Source organism: Zooshikella sp. RANM57 (genome assembly GCF_050749885.1).
Classification (GTDB): Bacteria; Pseudomonadota; Gammaproteobacteria; order Pseudomonadales; family Zooshikellaceae; genus Zooshikella.
The window spans coordinates 21619-41237 of record NZ_JBOIUB010000020.1 but is presented as its reverse complement, the minus strand read 5'-3'; the positions used below and the strand labels follow the sequence as shown (position 1 = coordinate 41237).

14 protein-coding genes and 1 tRNA gene are annotated in these 19619 nt (G+C 38.7%); 10 read left to right on the top strand and 5 right to left on the bottom strand.

Features of this window, described 5'->3' with window-relative positions:
- Positions 1–14 precede the first annotated feature (14 nt).
- The 3 genes from phoU (at position 15) to ACQ96U_RS24830 (ending at position 2927) form a co-directional block, all read left to right on the top strand.
- Positions 15–740, top strand: coding sequence for a phosphate signaling complex protein PhoU (phoU, locus tag ACQ96U_RS24840; protein ID WP_431723972.1), 726 nt, complete (start codon positions 15–17; stop codon positions 738–740).
- A gap of 329 nt (positions 741–1069) precedes the next feature.
- Positions 1070–1846, top strand: coding sequence for a substrate-binding periplasmic protein (locus ACQ96U_RS24835; RefSeq protein WP_431723971.1), 777 nt, complete (start codon positions 1070–1072; stop codon positions 1844–1846).
- A gap of 166 nt (positions 1847–2012) precedes the next feature.
- Positions 2013–2927 (top strand): response regulator, encoded by a 915-nt coding sequence (locus ACQ96U_RS24830; RefSeq protein WP_431723970.1) that lies wholly within the window; start codon positions 2013–2015, stop codon positions 2925–2927.
- A gap of 5 nt (positions 2928–2932) precedes the next feature.
- Here the strand turns inward: ACQ96U_RS24830 and ACQ96U_RS24825 are convergent, their stop codons facing one another.
- The gene (locus ACQ96U_RS24825; protein ID WP_431723969.1) at positions 2933–4720 is read right to left on the bottom strand and encodes a hypothetical protein; all 1788 of its coding nucleotides are present in this window, start codon (positions 4718–4720) and stop codon (positions 2933–2935) included.
- A 555-nt stretch (positions 4721–5275) separates the two neighbouring features.
- On the opposite strand from ACQ96U_RS24825, the gene ACQ96U_RS24820 reads away from it, so the two are divergent.
- Both ACQ96U_RS24820 and ACQ96U_RS24815 read left to right on the top strand, forming a co-directional pair.
- Positions 5276–6019, top strand: coding sequence for a vWA domain-containing protein (locus ACQ96U_RS24820; protein ID WP_431723968.1), 744 nt, complete (start codon positions 5276–5278; stop codon positions 6017–6019).
- Between the two features lie 81 nt (positions 6020–6100).
- On the top strand, positions 6101–6967 hold the full coding sequence (locus ACQ96U_RS24815; RefSeq protein WP_431723967.1) for a phytanoyl-CoA dioxygenase family protein: 867 nt from the start codon (positions 6101–6103) through the stop codon (positions 6965–6967).
- Positions 6968–7039: 72 nt separating this feature from the next.
- Here the strand turns inward: ACQ96U_RS24815 and treC are convergent, their stop codons facing one another.
- Together treC and ACQ96U_RS24805 are read right to left on the bottom strand one after the other, a co-directional pair.
- On the bottom strand, positions 7040–8734 hold the full coding sequence (gene treC, locus ACQ96U_RS24810) for an alpha,alpha-phosphotrehalase (protein WP_431723966.1): 1695 nt from the start codon (positions 8732–8734) through the stop codon (positions 7040–7042).
- Between the two features lie 48 nt (positions 8735–8782).
- Entirely contained in the window at positions 8783–10417 is a 1635-nt protein-coding gene (locus tag ACQ96U_RS24805) for a PTS transporter subunit EIIC (protein ID WP_431723965.1), read from the bottom strand.
- Positions 10418–10607: 190 nt separating this feature from the next.
- Here ACQ96U_RS24805 and ACQ96U_RS24800 point away from each other — a divergent pair, with 190 nt between their 5' ends.
- From ACQ96U_RS24800 to ACQ96U_RS24790, 3 genes are all read left to right on the top strand, one after another.
- Positions 10608–11627: a LacI family DNA-binding transcriptional regulator gene (locus ACQ96U_RS24800; RefSeq protein ID WP_431723964.1), complete on the top strand. Its 1020-nt coding sequence runs from the start codon at positions 10608–10610 to the stop codon at positions 11625–11627.
- Positions 11628–11940: 313 nt separating this feature from the next.
- A complete protein-coding gene (locus tag ACQ96U_RS24795; RefSeq protein WP_431723963.1) occupies positions 11941–13152 on the top strand; it encodes an aromatic amino acid transport family protein in 1212 nt (403 codons plus the stop codon).
- 273 nt (positions 13153–13425) lie between these two features.
- Positions 13426–14079, top strand: a complete 654-nt coding sequence (locus ACQ96U_RS24790; RefSeq protein WP_431723962.1) for a hypothetical protein — start codon at positions 13426–13428, stop codon at positions 14077–14079.
- A 109-nt stretch (positions 14080–14188) separates the two neighbouring features.
- Here ACQ96U_RS24790 and ACQ96U_RS24785 read toward each other — a convergent pair whose 3' ends face one another.
- Positions 14189–15493 carry an OprD family outer membrane porin gene (locus ACQ96U_RS24785; protein ID WP_431723961.1) on the bottom strand — a complete coding sequence of 435 codons (1305 nt, stop codon included), beginning with the start codon at positions 15491–15493 and terminating at the stop codon, positions 14189–14191.
- A 591-nt stretch (positions 15494–16084) separates the two neighbouring features.
- Between ACQ96U_RS24785 and ACQ96U_RS24780 the strand changes: the two genes are divergently transcribed.
- Positions 16085–16160, top strand: a tRNA-Lys gene (locus ACQ96U_RS24780).
- A gap of 232 nt (positions 16161–16392) precedes the next feature.
- On the opposite strand, the gene queF is transcribed toward ACQ96U_RS24780, so the two are convergent.
- Entirely contained in the window at positions 16393–17229 is an 837-nt protein-coding gene (gene queF, locus ACQ96U_RS24775) for an NADPH-dependent 7-cyano-7-deazaguanine reductase QueF (RefSeq protein ID WP_431723960.1), read from the bottom strand.
- Positions 17230–17440: 211 nt separating this feature from the next.
- On the opposite strand from queF, the gene ACQ96U_RS24770 reads away from it, so the two are divergent.
- Entirely contained in the window at positions 17441–19435 is a 1995-nt protein-coding gene (locus ACQ96U_RS24770) for an MOSC domain-containing protein (protein ID WP_431723959.1), read from the top strand.
- Positions 19436–19619: the final 184 nt, after the last annotated feature.

The window sequence follows — 19619 nt, the reverse complement described above, 5'->3', positions numbered from 1 at the left end:
TTTTGAGGCTTACCATGGATAAAAACCCAGACATGTATTCGCAGCACATTTCTCAACAGTTTAACAATGAACTGGAAGAAATAAAAAACCAACTGTTGTCTATGGGAGGCTTAGTCGAAAAGCAGGTCAGTGATGCGATGCGTGCATTAATTGATGCTGATAGTGGTTTAGCGAAAGAAGTACGACGTAAGGATGATGATATCAATCAGATGGAGTTGCATATTGATGAAGAGTGCACTCGAATTTTGGCTAGACGGCAACCTGCAGCGATCGATTTACGCTTAGTTTTAGCCTGTAGTAAAGCTGCGACAGATCTTGAGCGCGTTGGAGATGAAGCGGCAAAAATTGCCCGTCATGCTATCAAGCTGACTGAGGAAGGTGAAGCGCCGCGAGGTTATATTGAAACACGACATATCGGCTCTAGAGTGCGTCGAATGATTCAGGATGCACTGACAGCCTTTGCCCGTTTTGATCCAGAGCTTGCTTTTCGTGTGGCACAGGAAGACAAGTCAGTAGACCTGGAGTATAAAACGGCCATGCGTGAACTTGTGACTTTTATGATGGAAGATCCAAGAAGTATTACCCGTGTACTCAATATTATTTGGGTTTTACGCTCCCTTGAACGTATTGGCGACCATGCACGCAATATTGCTGAGCATGTTATTTATTTAGTTAAAGGTCAAGATGTGCGCTATATTGGCTTGAAGCGAATGAAAGAAGAAGTGCTTAAGGATAGCTGAAATTCAGTAGAAATAGTTTGAGTTATGTTGAGCCATTATTAAACATATTCCTTTTACTACATTTTATACCAGATATCTTTAGTTGCTTATCTAATGGCATATTAAGCAAGTTACACGGATTAATTCATAATCAACTCGTTGGCTGATGTGCTCACTAAACCAACATGTGCAGTTAATACATGAGTGATTAACTGCCAACGTTCACATAAACTTCCACATAAGTTTTCACCATTAGAGGGTTAATTAACTCTTTTGTCCTGTGGGCCTATATTGTTGTTTTCAGCTAGTATTTATAAGATTAAGTCGAGTTGGAGGTGACGACACAGGAGATGGCTATAGTCAAATATCTGACACTATTCGTTTGTTTGTTGCAGATATCTATCAGTTGTGCAGAGCAAACTATACGACTGACAAACGGTGAATGGGAGCCTTTTCTATCAGAAAAATTGCCACACTTTGGTCCATCTGCTCAAATTGTTACTGAGGTATTTTCGAGGTTAGGAATAACGGTTCGTTATGATTTCTTTCCATGGCCTAGAGCTTATGAGAACGCCCGAATTGGACGCTGGGAAGGTTCTGTTATTTGGATAAAAAGTGAAGAACGAGCTAAATATTTTTATTTTTCAGATCCTATTCTTACGTTACCTCGTTACTTCTATCATTTAGCTGATCGAAAATATGAGTGGTCAACAATTAAAGATCTTAAAGGCTTAGTGATTGGTGTTACTTATTCTTATACCTATGGTCCAGAGTTGGATGAAGCATTAGCAAGTGGATTTGTTAAAGCCTCTTGGTCTACGTCAGACCTTATCAATATTAAAAAGTTGGTTGCCCGAAGAATTGATTTATTACCTTTGGAACCTCATGTGTTCAATAGTTTATTGAATCAGAATTTTAGTAAAGGTGTGAAAGACAAAATAAAGTTTTTAAAAAAACCTGTTACGGTCGCTGCTTATCGATTAATGTTAAATAAAATTAATCCAAAACACGTTCAACTCATTGAATCATTTAATCTAGAATTAAAAGAGCTTAAACGTTCTAAGCGTGTTGAAAAAATTTATCAGCCTGTCTTTAATGATACCCCTATGCCACTCAATATTGATTAAATATTCGCATTAACTGCCCTTGTATTAATATCTAATAGTAATTAGCAAGCCACTATACCCTTAGTTGTGAATATATTCGGTACTAAACGCGCTTTGTGATTACACACATGCTAGCGCTCAATCGACTATATTCATAAAGATAACTTCTGATTTATCTGGGTGATCTATGCAGAAGGTAAAATTGCTGGTTGTGGATGATGCTTCATTCATACGCGATTTGATTAAAAAAGCTGTACGTAGCCGATTTCCTCATTTCATTCTGGAAGACGCTGTGAATGGGCGTCGTGCGCAGTCACTATTGGAAAAGAATATTTATGATTTAGTACTTTGTGATTGGGAAATGCCAGAACTCAGTGGTCTAGAGCTATTGCAGTGGTTACGTGAGGAGTTCCCTGATCGAAAAACGCCTTTTATCATGGTGACCAGCCGAGGTGATCGAGAGCATGTGTTACAGGCAATAGAGGCAGGCGTCAGTGATTATATAGGGAAGCCATTTTCTAATGACCAATTAATTTCAAAAATTGTGAAAGTACTTTCCAAGCGCGTGTCTGCTGATCGTATTAAAGGACAAGGGCGTCCTGCTGAGTCAGGTGATGCAGTAAGCTCCTCACTAGAAGCACTCACAGGAAAAGCTAAACCTGCTGGAGGAGCACCTTCTGGTGGAATGGCAACCCATCAATCGTCGGTGAGTGTACTCACAGGAGGAAGTGCTCAAGCATCAAGCCCTGTGCCTTCAAGTGGGAGTAAAGGCAAGCATAAGGGGCAAGTCATCGTTCGTGTTCACGATAAAGCCATGCCTTGTGCGATAGAAACAATTACGCTGAAAGAGATAAAAGTGATTGCGAGAAAAGCTGATGGTATTCCACAGTTATTTGAACAAGCTGTAATTGATTTTGAGCAAGGGGAACAGGCTTCAGATATTGCCCGAATCAATGGCTGTATTTATTTACTTCAATCTCTTGATAAAAAAATGGAGGCTGAAGGGTTTAAAATAGGTATTTTATTTGTCGACGATGACCCTCAAAAATTCGAATATATTTCAAAGCTGATAGCATCTGGTACAGGGCAAAAATATTATTGAAAAAATCAGGGGATGACTTGGTGGGTCTTAGCGGGAAAGGTAAAGTGACAGCATAAACCATTTTCAGGTAAAGGTGTTATCTGTAGCTTGCCTTCTGAAGAAGAGATGCTTTTACTTAATACAATATCCATTTTTATTTCTTCTATTTTGTCAATGGTTGATTGTGTGCCAGTAATATTTTCTGTTATCTCTTCATCTCTATCTGACTTTTTGGATGTATAGGTTTCAGTATATATAAGATCACCAGAGTCAGCTTTAGCAACAAAATCAATTGTTATTTCAAGTGAACTATTGTTTGAGCGATATATAGACCCACAAAGAAGTGCAATGATTATCTTGCTGAAATTTACTGCAGGCACTGTGAAATCTATAATGTCAGATGTTAGATCATTAACTTTAACTTGGTTTGTATCAATGTTCTGCATGAAATAAATTAATGCTTTATTAATAAGTATAGACGGATGTAGTTTTAAATTATATTCCTTAAAAGAGTTTACGTTTAAACCTGATAGTCTTTTTTGTAAGCCTTTAAGTTCAGAGCCAAGTTGGATGGTAAGTTCTGAATAAAGCTTTATGTGGCTAAATAATTTATTGTTTTCATGTGCTGTTTTATAGTATATGTCACTATTTTCTGACGCTAACTTATCTATGAGGTATTCTGCGGTGTGACAATATTTATGTGTGTAGTCAGTGATAACCTCATACAATGCAATCATAACAATTTCGTCATCAATACCTGTGGTTGCTGGAATATCAGGTTTGTTTTGATACTTTGTATCAGACTCAAGTTTTACTTTTATTTTTGAGGCTTTTCGATAATTGTCTGTGTATATGGTTGCGGTTATTAAGAATATAATAAAAATGGAAAAATAAATATCAATAATTAAAAGGTTGTTTTCTCTGGTGGTGTCAATGTGCTCTTTTAACGAAATTGATCCAATAATAATATCACTAGGTGTTTTTGTTAATGCAATGAAGTAAGTCATTCCAGAAATGCTTGCTTCCTGGAAAATAGGCGTATTATTTCTCGCATCGTTCAGTGACTCTTTTTTTATATAAGGAAGTTGATAAACATGTTCGTATATTGGGTTTTGACGATCAACATTAATAAAAACTTTGTTGGTTGCCCCATCGATAAAAAATAAAAGTGACTTAGAAGTGCTTTGTTGTGCTTGTAAGATTTGCAGCACTTTATCCAAACTCCATTCGACGGATATGACTCCCTTAGCGGCCTCGGATGAAGGCATAACATAAGTCGTTGATAGAGAGTATTGTTTATTGCTTCCTGGAGATGGGAATGCTATATGCCAAGTTAACTGACGATCATGTTTAAAGTAATTCTGTAAGCTACTGAAATACCACCTGGGATACAGTTGGTCTTTATCTAGCTTTTTGTGGGATATACTTTTGGTTTCTCGAAACGCAAATGAAGATCGATTAACTAAATGAGAGTGAGCCTTCAAGTATTCTGGTGTATAAAGTAGTGTAATGCCTAATAACTCTTCATAATTATTGAAAAGATGTGTTAGATAGCTTTCCAGCGTGGACTGGTAGTTTGTATGATGGTTATTGTTGATGAAGTATTCTGTATTGACCAGGATATCCCCAATACGTTGTAATGAATATTCAAAGTAGTTTGCTGAAAACTTGAGATCATTCGCATATTGTTTGGTTACATTGTTTTGTAGGTAGTCATCAATAAATCCGCGTAAGTGTAGGTAAATTGAAGTAAAAAGAATTAGTTCAATTAGTACTATAACTGCTAAGCTTTTAAAATTTTTCGTAATTAACATGGCTGCTCATGATATTGCACTCACTACTAATCATAGATGAATGTACAACTCAAAGAGGATAGGAATACGTTTAAAATTTGATTTTTTATAGTCGTTGATTTTGTATAAACTTTCTCCACCTTTGTTCTTAGTCTTACTGTTATAAATACATTATTGTGGAAATCTACTTATAACTTATGGTGTGGCAATGTTGAATGGTTATTAAAGTTATGCCCCCTTAAAAGTAAGTGCTTACTATCAATTTCATTCACATAAGTAACCTTGATTATTTGCTCATTCAGCCACTTTTCTAAATATCGTTATGCCTTGGGCCTGTGAGATGGAATCAGAAACTAATTTGTGGGAGTAGATGTAAACATTGCTGCTATCAAAATAGCTGAAGTTTTAATTTTATATGTTTTTAACGCAGTTAATAAAATAGTTTTTAGTATACGTTAACTGTCTTGATTTAGGTATTTTGATGGTTTAATGTTCTGGTGGATATCGCTTAAATGGTATCAAGAAAGGACCCTCTATCATAGGGTAATGAAAACTGACATACTAACAGGAAGAAGTATGGCTATAACAAAAAAAGCCACAGCCATTGCGCTTGGCACATTTATCAGCGTTGGTTTAACTACTCAAGCCCAGGCAGGGTACATGGCAGCAGATGTTGCCTTTGTTATTGACCAATCAGGGAGTATGCAAAACGAATTTGCATGGTTGGGAAATAGCCTGGCAACGATGGACAATCAAATGCGGGCTAATGGTATAGACGCGCGGTATGCTGTAGCTGGTTATGAACGTCTTGCTGGAAGTGAAAGTAATAAAAATATTTTTGTAGATTTTACAAAGGATTTTAATACGATTGCATCCAACGTAAATTTTGTGAATACCTATGGTTCTCAGGAGCGTGGATATCATGCAGCTCATTGGGCATTGGGTGGCTTTAACTGGCGGGATAATCGAGTCAAGATGGTTATTTTGATTACTGATGAATCGGGTGACCAAGCAAGTTCTATGACTGAATCTCAGCTGGCTGGAGTGCTTAAAGCTAACAATGTTTTGCTAAACGTAATTTCATTGAACAACTACGCTTCTGAATGGGATGAAATGGTTTACACAACGAAGGATGGTGAAAAAGGGTTTTTTGACTTAGATAAGTTGAGAGCTGATCCAGAACTCGTTACTCATGAAATCATTAAGCGTAAAGTGAAAGAAATTATTGAAGCGCCTGAGCCAACGACTGCAGGTGTTATTGGTTTTGGTTTGCTTTCACTGTTATTCACAAGACGCAGACGTTTAAATCAAGCAAAATAAGTGTATTTTCAGAGAGGCTCGCCTCTCTGAATTTGTGAGAGAGCATATAAAGCAGAAATTATTTTTTGGGATAAAATGTCAGTGAAGCTAAGGGATCTTTCAGCAACCAAGCAAAAATTTTTTCAAGCTAATCAACAAATAACGATAAAACAAAAAGCAGACTATTTTCGTGATGGTTATCTTATCATCAAAGATTTTGCATCCTCGTTAGAGTGTTTAACGTTAAAACAAGTTATACAGCCTTATTTAAAACAGGGTGAGAGTGAGGAAGTTATTTTCTCAACTCAGGACCAACACCATTGTGAACAACAGTACTTCCTTGAGTCAGGTAACCAAATACGTTGTTTTTATGAAAAAAATACAAAACAGGGTGCAACAATACGAGAGGTCAATAAAGTAGGCCATGCTTTACATGCTCAGGATGCAGTTTTTAAACGTTGGTCTACCTCGCCTAATATCGCTAGACTTGCATATGATTTGGAAATGAAGCAGCCTGCAATTATACAGTCAATGTATATCCTAAAGCAGCCCTTTGTCGGGGGAGAAGTGACTTGTCATCAGGATGCGACATTTTTGCACTCTTCCCCTATAACGGTAACAGGTTTTTGGTTAGCACTGGAAGATGCTTCAGTTAAAAATGGTTGTTTATATGCTATACCAGGTGGTCATCAATCAGAATTAACCCAACGTTTAGTGTGTAATGGAAATCGACAGGTTTACATGCAACGCTTGGTTGAAAATGAGTGGGATATTAAGGAAGCCATTCCTTTGGAAGTAAAGCAAGGGACATTGATTGTTTTGCATGGGTTGCTACCCCATTATAGTCCTGTGAATTATTCTGCGGCATCAAGGCATGCTTATGCAATACATGCTGTAGATCTAGCAAGTCAATTTTCAAACGATAATTGGTTGCAGAACCCCTGTATAGAAAGGTTAGGGTACTGTTAGTTTTAGTGAAAAACACTCCTCCCTATTCGTTTTAAGTTCTAGGGAGGAGGGTATCGGTATTGCTGCTGGGATTTATGCGGTTAACTTATGTGTGAGTTTATATATCACTGCCTCGTAAGGTCTTAGCCTGAGAGAAGTTAGTTTATTTGTGGTATCACTGTAATTGCTAAGCAGCACTTCGGCATTGTCCTGGCAAGTAGTCAGGAGGGCCGTTTCCTCTAAAGGAAAATCGGTGTGCTGATCATAAAAGTTACAGACAATCAGTAACGCTTGGTTGTTATATTCACGCACGTAAGCAAAAAGTGTTGGGTGTTGACTCAGCAAAAGTGAAAAACGACCATATGTAAGCAAGGGCTCCGTTTTGCGAAGCTTAATTAGCTGTTGATAATGATAAAACACTGAGTCTTCATCATTGAGTGCAGACTCAACGTTAAGCTGATGATAATTATCCGCAACTTTCAGCCAAGGCGTCCCTTCTGTAAACCCTGCATGGTGAGAACTATCCCATTGCATGGGAGTTCTTGAATTATCACGAGACTTTGCTTGAATGATGGGCATAATTTCCTGATCAGTCATGCCTTGGTCACGCATTATTTGGTAGTAATTAATGGTTTCAACATCTTGGTAGGCATCAATAGATGTATAATTTGGATTGCACATACCAATTTCTTCGCCTTGATAAACGTAAGGCGTGCCACGTAAGCCATGTATGGCGGTTGCCAACATTTTAGCCGACTGCTTGAAGAATTTAGTCGTATCACCAAAGCGTGAAATTACACGTGGTTGATCATGATTACACCAGAACAAAGCATTCCAGCCACGCGCGGAAAGACCTTCTTGCCAATCAGCAAGAATTTGTTTCAAACTAATAAAATCGAAAGGTGCTTTTGACCATTTTTCACCATTGGGGTAATCAACTTTCAAGTGGTGAAAGTTAAATACCATACTTAATTCTTGGCTGGTTGGATCAGAATATTGCTGGCAATGTTCAATGGTAGTGGAAGACATTTCGCCGACGGTCATTGCATTCCATGGAATAAATACCGCTTTACTTAATTCTTGTAAATACTCGTGGACGCGTGGACCATCAGTGTAAAAACGTCGGCCATCACCGATTTCGTCACTAGGAAAGTTTTGCTGTTTTGAGATCAGGTTTATGACATCAAGTCGAAAACCATCAATGCCTTTTTTTAGCCAAAATTCGACAACTTTTTGTACTTCTTGCCGTACGGTTGGGTTCTCCCAGTTTAAATCTGCCTGTTCTTTAGCAAACAAATGTAGATAATATTTATTAAGGTGTGGAACAAACTCCCAGGCTGAACCACCAAACTTGGACTGCCAGTTATTAGGAGGATTTTCTGCATCACCCTGATGCCAAATATAATAATTATGGTAGGGGCTGTTTTCTGAGCTTATTGCTTCTTTGAACCAGTGGTGTTCAGTTGATGTATGGTTGACTACCAGATCCATAATTATTTTTATATCTCGGGCATGTGCTTCTTTGATAAGGTATTCGAAGTCTTCCATGCAGCCATAGCTAGGATCTATGTTGTAGTAATCACTAATATCATAGCCATTATCAATTTGCGGTGAGCAGTAAACAGGGGTCAACCAGATGGCATCAATACCCAGTTTTTTTAAATAATCCAGTTTGCTGACAATGCCTTGTAAATCGCCTGTGCCTTGTTGGCCTGAGTCTTTAAAGCTTTTGGGATATATCTGATAGATGGTGGCAGTCTGCCACCAGGATAATTCTGTTGCTGTCATACTGAAACCAATATCAATAAAAAAAGGGCTACTTTTGTAGCCCAACGACTATGCCATCAATTCCAGAATTTCTTCTTTAAGGATTGAAGAATTTGTTCCAAATATGGCTTGAATCCCTTTGCCGATTACAAGCACATCTTTTGCACCTAGTTCAATAAGGCGTGGTTTATCAATTAAATCATGGTTATTGACTGAGACTCTTAGTCGGGTCAAACAAGCATCAACATGTGCTAAATTTTCTGTTCCACCAAAGGCGGCGATGACTTGTGCTGCCTGAGAATCGTTGTCAGGTTGTGATGAACTTTGTTGAGCTTGCTGCTCTTTTTGCTTCGCCCGGTACTCTTGAGATGAGTACAGTTTAACTTGATCTTCTGTACGGCCTGGGGTGGGTAAGTTGAACTTCAAAATCAAAAAGCGGAAGGTTACATAGTAAACCGCAAAGAAAATCACTCCTAATATGGCAATGGTAATCCAGGCATTATTGTGGTGTGGCAATACATTAAACAGGAAATAGTCAATAACACCTGAGCCTCCACCAAAACCTGCTTGTAAATCAAGCATGGCCGCTAAACCAAAGGCAATACCTGTCAAAATGGTATGAGCAACGTAAAGTAAAGGTGCTACAAATAGGAAGGTAAATTCTAAAGGCTCTGTAATTCCAGTTAAGAAGGCCGTAAATGCGGCAGCAATTAGCAAGCTTCCTGCAATTTTACGCTTGGCTGTTTTAGCCGTATGGTACATGGCTAAAGCGGCACCTGGTAAACCAAACATGACGGGAATAAATTTACCGGCAATAAAATGTCCACCGACAACGCTTATGTTGCTATTTTGTAGACGGTCAACAACAGAGGCAATGTAAATGTTTTGGTCACCTACAATGGTTTGCCCGTCTATTGTAAGGTACTCACCACCTAGCGGAGAAAATAGCAAGGGAGCGTTATAAATATGATGTAAGCCAAAGGGAATCAGCATTTTCTCAACTGATCCATACATACCCACAACAAGGGCATTAGTATTTGAAGCAATTAGATCACCGATACTCAAGATAGCAATATGAGCGTAAGGCCAGAACCAGAAAAGTAGTAAGCCTAAAAGAATTGCAAAGAACGAAGCCATAATAGGCACACTGCGCTCACCTGCAAATAATGCGATAGCATCTGGAAGTTTGACTTGATGAAATCGGTTGTAAACCCAAGCACTGATAAAACCAATTAACATACCGCCAAATACGCCTGTTTGCAGCGTTTCAATACCTAACTCTTTGCCAAACATACGTTGCAAAGCATCTACTGGCTGACCAATATCCGCAGCCCAGGCTTCAGCCAACGCGGTTGTGCCACCATTAGTTTGTATCAGCACACTGATTACCGTATGCATAACTAAAAAGGCAATTAAGCTGGAAAATCCGGCAATGGGTTTGCCTGTCCAAGTGGAAGCAATACCGACTGCAAAAAGTAAAGGTAAGTTATTAAAAAGGGCTTGTCCGGCCTTTTGTAGGAAAAGTCCAATGGATAACCAGGAAGGTGCATCAAGGAAGGGTATAAAAGCATGAACATTCGGGTTTAGTATTATGCCACCTATCCCCATTAAAATAGAAACCAGGGGCAGGATGAGTACTACAGTCATCATTGCCCTTCCAACTCGTTGGAAGAACTCAAATGACTTGGCAGCTTGCAAGTTCATGGGCCATCTCCGCGTATATTATAATCATTCTTACTGCTCGGGTGTTTCCCCGTTTATTATCACAATCAAACCAGCGCTGATTTGAACTAGAACCGTGTTGTAACATTCCGTCGTGCTATTATGTACCACATCGTAGCAGAATTGGAAACGTTTCCAATTCTGTATTTTCCACAATTGTTGGTTTTGTGATATGACGAGCATCACAGATGTGGCGAAGTATGCTGGTGTCGCTGTTTCAACTGTTTCAAGAGTGCTTAACGGTTCTGGTGCTACCAGTGAGAAAACCAGACAGAAGGTTATGGCTGCAGCTGCAGCCCTCAACTACCAGCCTAATCTGACAGCCAGAGCGCTGAGCACTAAAAAAAGCAATTTGCTGGGGTTATTAGTACACAACTTTAAAGCACCAGGTACTGCAGCATTAATTGCCGGTATTGAACAGGCTATTCATGACAGTGGCATGGAGCTGTTAGTTATTTCTTGTCAAAGTGAGGAAGAACGTGAGGCAAAATCACTTAATACATTATTAATGAGAAAGTGTGATGCCATGATTTGGCAGTCACGTACATACAATGAGCAGTTAATTCATGAATTTGCTAATAAGGCACCACTGGTTCTTGTTCCACCATCTGCATCGTCTTCTCATGTGAATACACTGTCTTTTGATTATGCCCTCGGAAGTGAGATGCTGGTTAACTATTTACTGAAAAAAGGGCATCAGCAAATAGCTTACATTGCTGGTAATCGAGGTTATTTAGATACAGAAGCAAAGTTAGCTGGATTTCAACGAGCAATGGATCAGGCGGGTATACGACACAATCCCGAACTACTGGTCTGGAGTGAGGACTCCAGTGCAGGAGGTTACAGAGGAATAAAGCGGATTTTACAAAAAGGTGTGCGATTTACCGCTATTATGGCGGCCAGTGATAATATGGCTGCAGGGGTTATGCATGCATTACGTGAAGAGGATATTCGAGTTCCTAAGAACATTTCTGTTGTCGGATTTGGGGATAATCAAGCCGCACGTTATACCATGCCTCCTTTAACCACTGTTTCGTGTCCTTATGAAGAAATCGGTTTACTTGCGGGCCAAACTGCTCTTCGATTGGTCAACAATGATCCACCAGAGTTGAGTACATTAAAAATTCCTGTTTACTTAATAGAACGAGAGTCTGTTGCATCCTTAACTGAGCAAGTGCTTGGACACTGGTAAGGATAAGACTATTTTTTCAATCATAAATGATTATTACACCGTCCATACACTCTTCATCCCTAAATATTATTTTGTCAGAACTCAATAGTTACGGGTTTTGCTAATGGATATTGTGCAAACATGTGGTTCAATGGACGGTCTCGAATAAAATGACTGAAAATGAATCATATGAAGGTTTTTCATTTGCTGATTGACTTCGATGGACTGACTGTATCGGCTTATGGATTTGCCTGATTGTGTTTCGTTGAGAGGGTAGCTCCTGTGGGAGTGGTTTAGTGAGTAACAAGAAAGCCTCTAAGGAAAATGCATGGTTATGCGTAATAAGAAACTCGGCAGCGCTTTAATATTAGCGGGTACTGCCATTGGTGCGGGTATGCTGGCACTCCCCTTAAGCTCAAGTAGTTTAGGTTTCCCATTAATGATTGCATTAATGGTTTTGTTTTGGGGGCTTATGTTTTATACCGCTATGTTAATCATGGAAGTTAACTTAGCGATTGAGCCTGGCTCAACACTGTTTACGATGGCCCATCGAACATTGGGTAAGCCCGGAAAAATAGTTGCTAGCTTTGCCACACTCTTCCTTTTTTATGCGCTGTTATCTGCTTACATCACAGGCGGTTCCTCTTTACTAAACAGCTACTTAAGCTCTCTGCTTGATCAGCCGTTATCTCAGGTGAATACAACACTATGCTTTACTGTGATTGCCGGGGGGTTAGTATACTGGAGTACCAGGACAGTAGATTTTGTCAATCGTCTTTTGTTTTTGGGTAAGATTGCTATATTCCTAACGATTATTGCTTTCCTGCTTCCTGAAGTTAACCAACACCATCTGACTGAAATGCCCGTTGATAATGGACTTATGTTGGCTGCAATGCCTATCGTTTTTACTTCATTTGGTTTCCATGGCAGTGTAACCAGTGTCATAGCCTATCAAGGTAGTGATGTGAAAAGCCTGCGAAACATAATTCTTTTTGGCAGTTTGTTGCCGCTTTTGGTCTATTTTGCATGGGAGATCGTAACATTAGGGGTGCTACCTGCAACTGCTATTGGGGCAATTGTCCAGCAGGGCGGCTCTGTACCTGAAATGATTTCTGCACTAGGTAACCAAATTCCTAAAACACCCTGGGTAAGTACAGGATTAAACATTTTTTCAAACATTGCTTTGCTTACATCCTTTTTAGGGGTTGCTTTAGGGCTATTTGATTTTATTGCAGATGCTCGAGATCATGGCGACTGTCGCAGGGGTCGTTTGATTACTGCTTTATACACATTTATACCACCTCTCATCTTTGCTCTTTTCTACCCGAAAGGCTTTATCATGGCATTGGGCTTTGCTGCTTTAGCACTGGCTGTGTTAGGGGTAATTCTTCCTGTATTAATGGCCTGGAAAGTAAGACAAAATGCCAATGAAGCCCAATATCAGGTATTTGGCGGTATGCCGCTGTTAATGATTGCAATGCTATTAGCTTTACTTATTATCCTTATTGAATTGAGTTCAAGTGTGGGACTCATCGAGGGGTTATAATCTGCCGCCAATAAAAGTGAGTATACATTCTTTATATTGGTAGTGAGGTTTCATTCGTTAGATATGGCTACTAAATAGTGCATTATCTGTGGCTAAACAATAATAGTGATTTATATAGGAAAGATGTGCAGGGAAAGCACAAGTTATTGGAACGGCCTGTAATATGTGCCTATAAAAAAGAAGGATATATTAGCCGTTAAATATGCATTAAACTAATTAGCCTGGCTTAATTAAGTCATATCTCATTGATAATAATAGGTAGTTGACTAAACAATGTTAAGATTTAGAGCAGCTTGGTTATTATTGCTGGCACCCGTTGTCCTTAATGCTCAGGACTTACAGCTGAGTGAGCACATCTCTCTACCTATTCCCGAAGGTTGGGAAGTAGGTAAACAGCTAAGCCCAGCAAATGACCTTCATTATCACACGTTGTATAATCCTAAAACACAGCAAAAGCTACTCATTTTAAACGGTCTCATAGAAGAGTGGCAAAGCCAGTGTAAAGTAGATGCCCGTGTTAGAGAGTGTGTAAAAGAACAGCTACAAGAGAAAGGATTAGCTGAACGAGATAAGCTTTTACAGTCGTATCAAAAAAAGATAATTAGTGGTCCTGACGTTGTTAATAAACAAGTTAATGAGCAAAATGAATTGTTGCGATTCAGTTGGATTGCACAAGATAATAATATTGTTGATTTAAATTCAGCAACGCAAGAAACACCTTTATTTTACGATTGTTTTGTTATTGGTTATATATTTAATGATAAATACGTTACTCATTTAACAATGATTGATATAGTTGATCAACCACAAGACTGCAAGAAAAGAGAAGCATTTATTGATGAAATAGCATGGGCTGTTCGTGTTATAGAAGATAAAGCTCAACAACAAGATGATAATAAAGAAAAGCCTGCTACAGAACCCAATTGAGTCGATTTTTAATTATAATGCTTTTTTACAGAAGTCACCTGCCCGGTCACAAGGCAGGTAACATTTTACACAACACTTAATTTGTATTTAAAATCATAAAAGATATTGTTTAGAAAATATCAAAAACGTAATCAATATAGATGCGGTTATAATCGATATCTTCTACATTTCCAGGTCTTAGAGTTTTTGATCCTCGATAAGTACCATTATTCCAGGAAACACTTAAACCTTTTAGGGTAGGATCTTGGAAAGCATAACTTAGTGTCATATCTCGACCCCATTCTGTTTCTGGTCGATCTATTGGATTATTCAAACCATCGTCATGTTTGTCTAGTCCAAAACCTCGTTGGTAGTTAATATCAAATTCTAAGCCAGGCATTCCCATGTCTGAAAAATCATATGAAAAGCCAACTAAGAAAGCTTTTTCATCTTTGTATGCGAAGTCTGACCAAACAGGAATACTTGAGTTAAAGCCTCCATAGTATTCACCGCTTTCCCAGGCATAGAAGAAATCACCTCCAGAGGTTTGCTGGTAAGCAACACTATAAGTTGCAGAATCAAAATGTAATTGAGCTAAAAGTGATGTATTTTTTGACTTAAAGTCATCAGAGTTAGTAAATGCTTGTTTAAAGGGATCACCTATACTTTCAATCGTATGATGAATACCTTCTAAATAAAGCTTATTATTGTCACCAAGCTCCATGGTGTAGTGTAGCTTATAGAGATTAGCTTTTTGGAAATCATTTGACTTACCCCAGTCGTACTCAACACCAATCCCATTATCAAACTGATAAGCGAGTCCATAAGCTTGAATATAATTTACCTGCTCTTGACCATCTGAAAAGTGTTCAAAGTGTCCGGATGAGCGCCATGAGTGTTGGGTAATATAAGCGCCATGGAGTTTAAGCTCTCCAATATTTACTTCACCTGTTGTGCCATATAATGAGCTAGGAACAGCACGGGATGAAGACCCTTGAATCAAGTTATCATTGTAAATTTGGCGACCATGTTTAATGTTGATATTAAAATCATCATCACCATATTTAAATTTTACAAAAGCTTGACCAATTTTATTGATGTCATTGGTTTCTCTTTGGTTTCTTTTATCTTTTGGTAAATGAGTAAAACTATCACCAGGAGAGTCCAGGTCCCATGCACCATAGTAGGACATGTCAAAACCAATCATATCGGCAAAATAGCCTGAATGATAATTTAGGTGTAAGCCCTGAACCCATTCACGGTTATCATAGGTTGACTCATCACGACCATCACGATTGAAGTAAACGTTTCTTAATTTAGCATCAAGATGACTGCCTTCAAGAAAACCGTTACCTTCGTTTGCATGTGCATTAGAAAAAGAGAAAATAGTAGCGGTGACGGCACAAAACAATGCCGAATACTTAAAAGTATGCATAATACCAAGTTACTCCTAGAGCGTTTTGTTAGACACTTTTTTATTATTAATTTATATGCTCGTGCTAAACTCCTGGGCCTAGCTTGCGAAACAGTAAAAGAGTGTAAATTCGCTGCTAAGTCTTATTAGCTGTTTTAATTTTATACTGTTTCGTATTTAACAAAAAATAAATAATTTTAGCAAATAAAAATCGAAAATAAGTTTAATATATGCTTATTCTAATTTAAAAAACTTTCCCTATTATAAAAACAATTAATGGTAAAGAGTAAAATATGACTAGTAAGTTTGAGCTGTTCTTTGAATTTATTTCGTTAAAGAATTATTTTTAGCTAATAATAAAAATATCCTCAATAAAGGATATAAATGACGAGCATAATACATCATTAGGGCTTGTAGCTTTAGATGTAATGGGAGCAAAGGTAACGCAGATATGGATTGGTCTGACAAATCTGGTGATGCGTTTTTGTAAAAAGCAGTGAACTAGAATGAAGTTAGTCAATACATAAAACAGCCACTTGCTGAGGAATTGAGTTAGGATTTTGACTGAGGGGTTGCATTACTGAAATATATCTGTATTATAAGCGGCCCGTTGGGTCGTTAGCTCAGTCGGTAGAGCAGTTGGCTTTTAACCAATTGGTCGCAGGTTCGAATCCTGCACGACCCACCATTCTCACCGCTTGTACTTATTTTCTCACCTGAAACTTATTCTGTAAGTCAGTCATCGTTTGGCCGTTGAACCTTCTTTGTTTTAAATAGAGTGATTTATTGCTGTTTAAATATCGTTTTGGCGCTATTTAAACGGTGAAAAATGCACGAGAGTAATGTTACTAGTGGTTAGGTAAGCTGCCAGCCTGCAATTCGTTACTAAACCACCAGCATCACATCTTCTAGCCAAACAACTATTGACGTACTAATCGTAAGTTATTTGCTGGCAGTGCTTCAAAGTTACTTCTAAATGGGTTGATATCTAAACCGCCACGGCGAGTATATCGAGCAAATACGGATAACTTCTCTGGAGCACAGTAACGTTGAATATCAACAAAGATTCGCTCAACACACTGTTCATGAAACTCTTGGTGTTGTCGAAAAGAGATGAGATAGCGCAATAAGGCTTCTCGATCAATCTGCGGTCCTTGGTAGTGTATTTGGACACTTCCCCAGTCAGGCTGACCTGTGACCAAGCAATTTGACTTCAATAAGTGGCTATGCAGAGTTTCAGAAACAATCATATTTGATGTGGCATTTTTCAGCAGAGCTGGGCTTATTTCATAATTATCAACTGATATATCAAGCTCATCCAAAAGTTCTCCATCTAAATCAGCCATGGCGAGTGGTGTGCTGGATAGAGGGTTAATTTGGACTGTGACCGTGCCACCTGCGCAAGCTGATAGATCCCGTTGTAAGGTTGACCTGACTTCTTCAATAGAGGCAAAGCGAGTTTGATTAAAACTATTTAAGTACAACTTGAAGGATTTTGATTCAATTAAGTTAGGTGTAGCGGCATCTATTCGCACTTCACCCATTGCGACACAAGGTTTGCCTTTTTCATTCAGCCAGGATAACTCATAAAGAGTCCAAAGGTCTTCTCCATGGAAAGGGAGTGCGTCATCACTTACGCTAATCTTTGATCGGTTAAGTTGTCTGGGAACTGGATGTAGCAGCTCCGGTTTGTAGTGACAAACATACTCGGTGGCTTGCCCTAAAGGAAGATTTTTTAGGATATCATCATTACTCATTTGTTCTTTTCCCTGCAACAAATCTAAATAGGAGAAGGAAGGGCTTTGAGCAATGATCTCTACTTTAGTCGCATTGTGCAAGTGCCTCTTGGGCAGGTAAACTTCATCCGCTAAAATGGGTAGATTTGTGTTAGTAAGTGCCTTAAATATCTGTAGCCTAAAAGAAGTCTAAATAAGTATATCTAGGACCATTATTTCTGGGAGATGTGCCATGCAGGAAACTCAACCTATACTTTCGGGCATAACGATTTACCCCGTTAAATCAATAGCAGGTATTTCATTATCTTCTTCTTATGTTGAACTCCAGGGTTTAGCATTTGATCGGCGCTTTGTGTTAGTCGATCAACATAATAAGTTTATTACGGCACGTACTGAGCATAAGTTACTTCATATCAGAGCTACCCTGAACGTGAGAGGGCTGCAGCTTTCTGCTCCAGATATGAAGCCGTTAGCCATTGATTATGGTGTGTTTGCTGAAAACCAGAAACAGTCTTTAGAAATTTGGGGGAAGCAAGCTGATGGGCTTCATGGTAGTCAAGACTATGATTTATGGTTCTCAGAGTATTTAGATAAACCATGCTCATTACTGTATCAGGGAAATATCAGTACCAGAGAAGTAAAAAGCAGCCCTGACTATAAGGTAAGTTTTGCTGATGGTTTTCCATTTCTGCTTATATCTGAAGACTCTTTAGCAGACCTTAACCACTATACAGAAGAAGCCATTAGCATGAGTCAGTTTAGGCCAAACTTAGTAGTTTCAGGTACTAGTGAAGCATTTGCAGAAGATGGCTGGGATCGTATTCGAATTGGTGAGGTTGAATTTTCAGTTGCAAGACCATGTACGCGCTGTGTATTAACTACAGTTAACCCAACAACGCTGAAAAAAAGTTCGGTGAATGAACCACTCAAAACCTTAATGACCTATCGACGTGATATTGAGGGCAGAATAGATTTTGGTCAGAACCTGATAGCGTTAAATGAAGGTACGATAAGTGTTGGTGATACTGTGGAAATCATTTCAACAAAAGCAAAGCCCGTTTACGTTGATCTTCGCACAATGGTTGCTTCCACAAAAGTTAATGTTGAGAACCGTTCTTCTGCACAACCGTCTCGATCAGATGGAAAATATCAAGCAGCCATTGATAACGAGGTCGTTAATCAGGATGCAGTTAATAAGAGAATACCATGGCCTACAGCGGAAGAAGGCCAATTAAAGTGCTTACATCGTGTGCAGGAAACATGGAATACCGTAACATTTTGGTTCCAATTATTAGAAAGTTGGGCGCTTTCATTTAAAGCTGGACAATATATTACGTTGCATCAGGAAATAAATGGAGAGCCTGTTTCCCGTTGCTATACGATTTCTTCTGCACCAGATACAACTAACAGTTTTGCGATTACTGTGGAGCGCACTATTGATGGTGTATTTTCTAGCTGGCTCCATGAGCATTGCCAAACTGGTACTTTAATCAAGTCGAGTAGACCAGAGGGTTTATTTCATAATGAAGCGACGGAGAATGAAAAAGTTTTACTATTAGCAGCTGGTAGTGGGATCACGCCTATGCTGTCTATGATTCGTTATTGGTACCAACAAAAATCTGATAAAGACATTATTCTTATTTACACGGCGAAAACAGAATCTGACTTAGTGGGTGCTGATGAACTTAAAGTTATTGCCAAACATTACCCTTCTCTGCAATTAATATTCACGCTTACCCAAAGTGATATGAGTTGGCCGGGATTCAAGGGACGATTAAACCAGTCAAGAATCTTGCAGATGGTGCCAGATGTAAGTCATCGAGCGGTTTATATTTGTGGGGGCGAATCTTTCATGGCTGATATGCACGAAGCTTGTTCTGCATTAATGGTAAAAGAAATATATGAAGAACACTTCCAAATAGTAATTAAAGAACAGCCTGCTATTCAGCATGAACAGCGTAGTATTACTTTGCTTTTTGATAGTTGGGATACTTTTATTGAAGATGGTAACAGCCAGGATACATTATTAGAACAGAGTGAAATGGCTGGACTGGATCTGGATTATTCCTGTCGTGCAGGGGTATGCGGTATTTGCAAGGTGAGAGTTGTTTCTGGGTCATATGACCATGTAGCAGATTATGCGTTGACTGAAGATGAAAAGGAAAATGGGATTGCGCTGGCGTGCTCTTGCATACCTCAGAGTGACATTGTCATTGAATCGCTATAAGTTTTATTAATAGTTGTTCGGTCGTTCCACTGCTTTAAGGATTGAGCATAAATTTAATGCTGTGAATATAGCTGTGGATAACAGTGTGATAAGTGTTCATTTACTGTGGATAGAATAAAAGTGATTTGTTGTTTTTAAGCTGCAATTAATAATGCGCTCTTTTCACTTCAATATTGTTTGCATA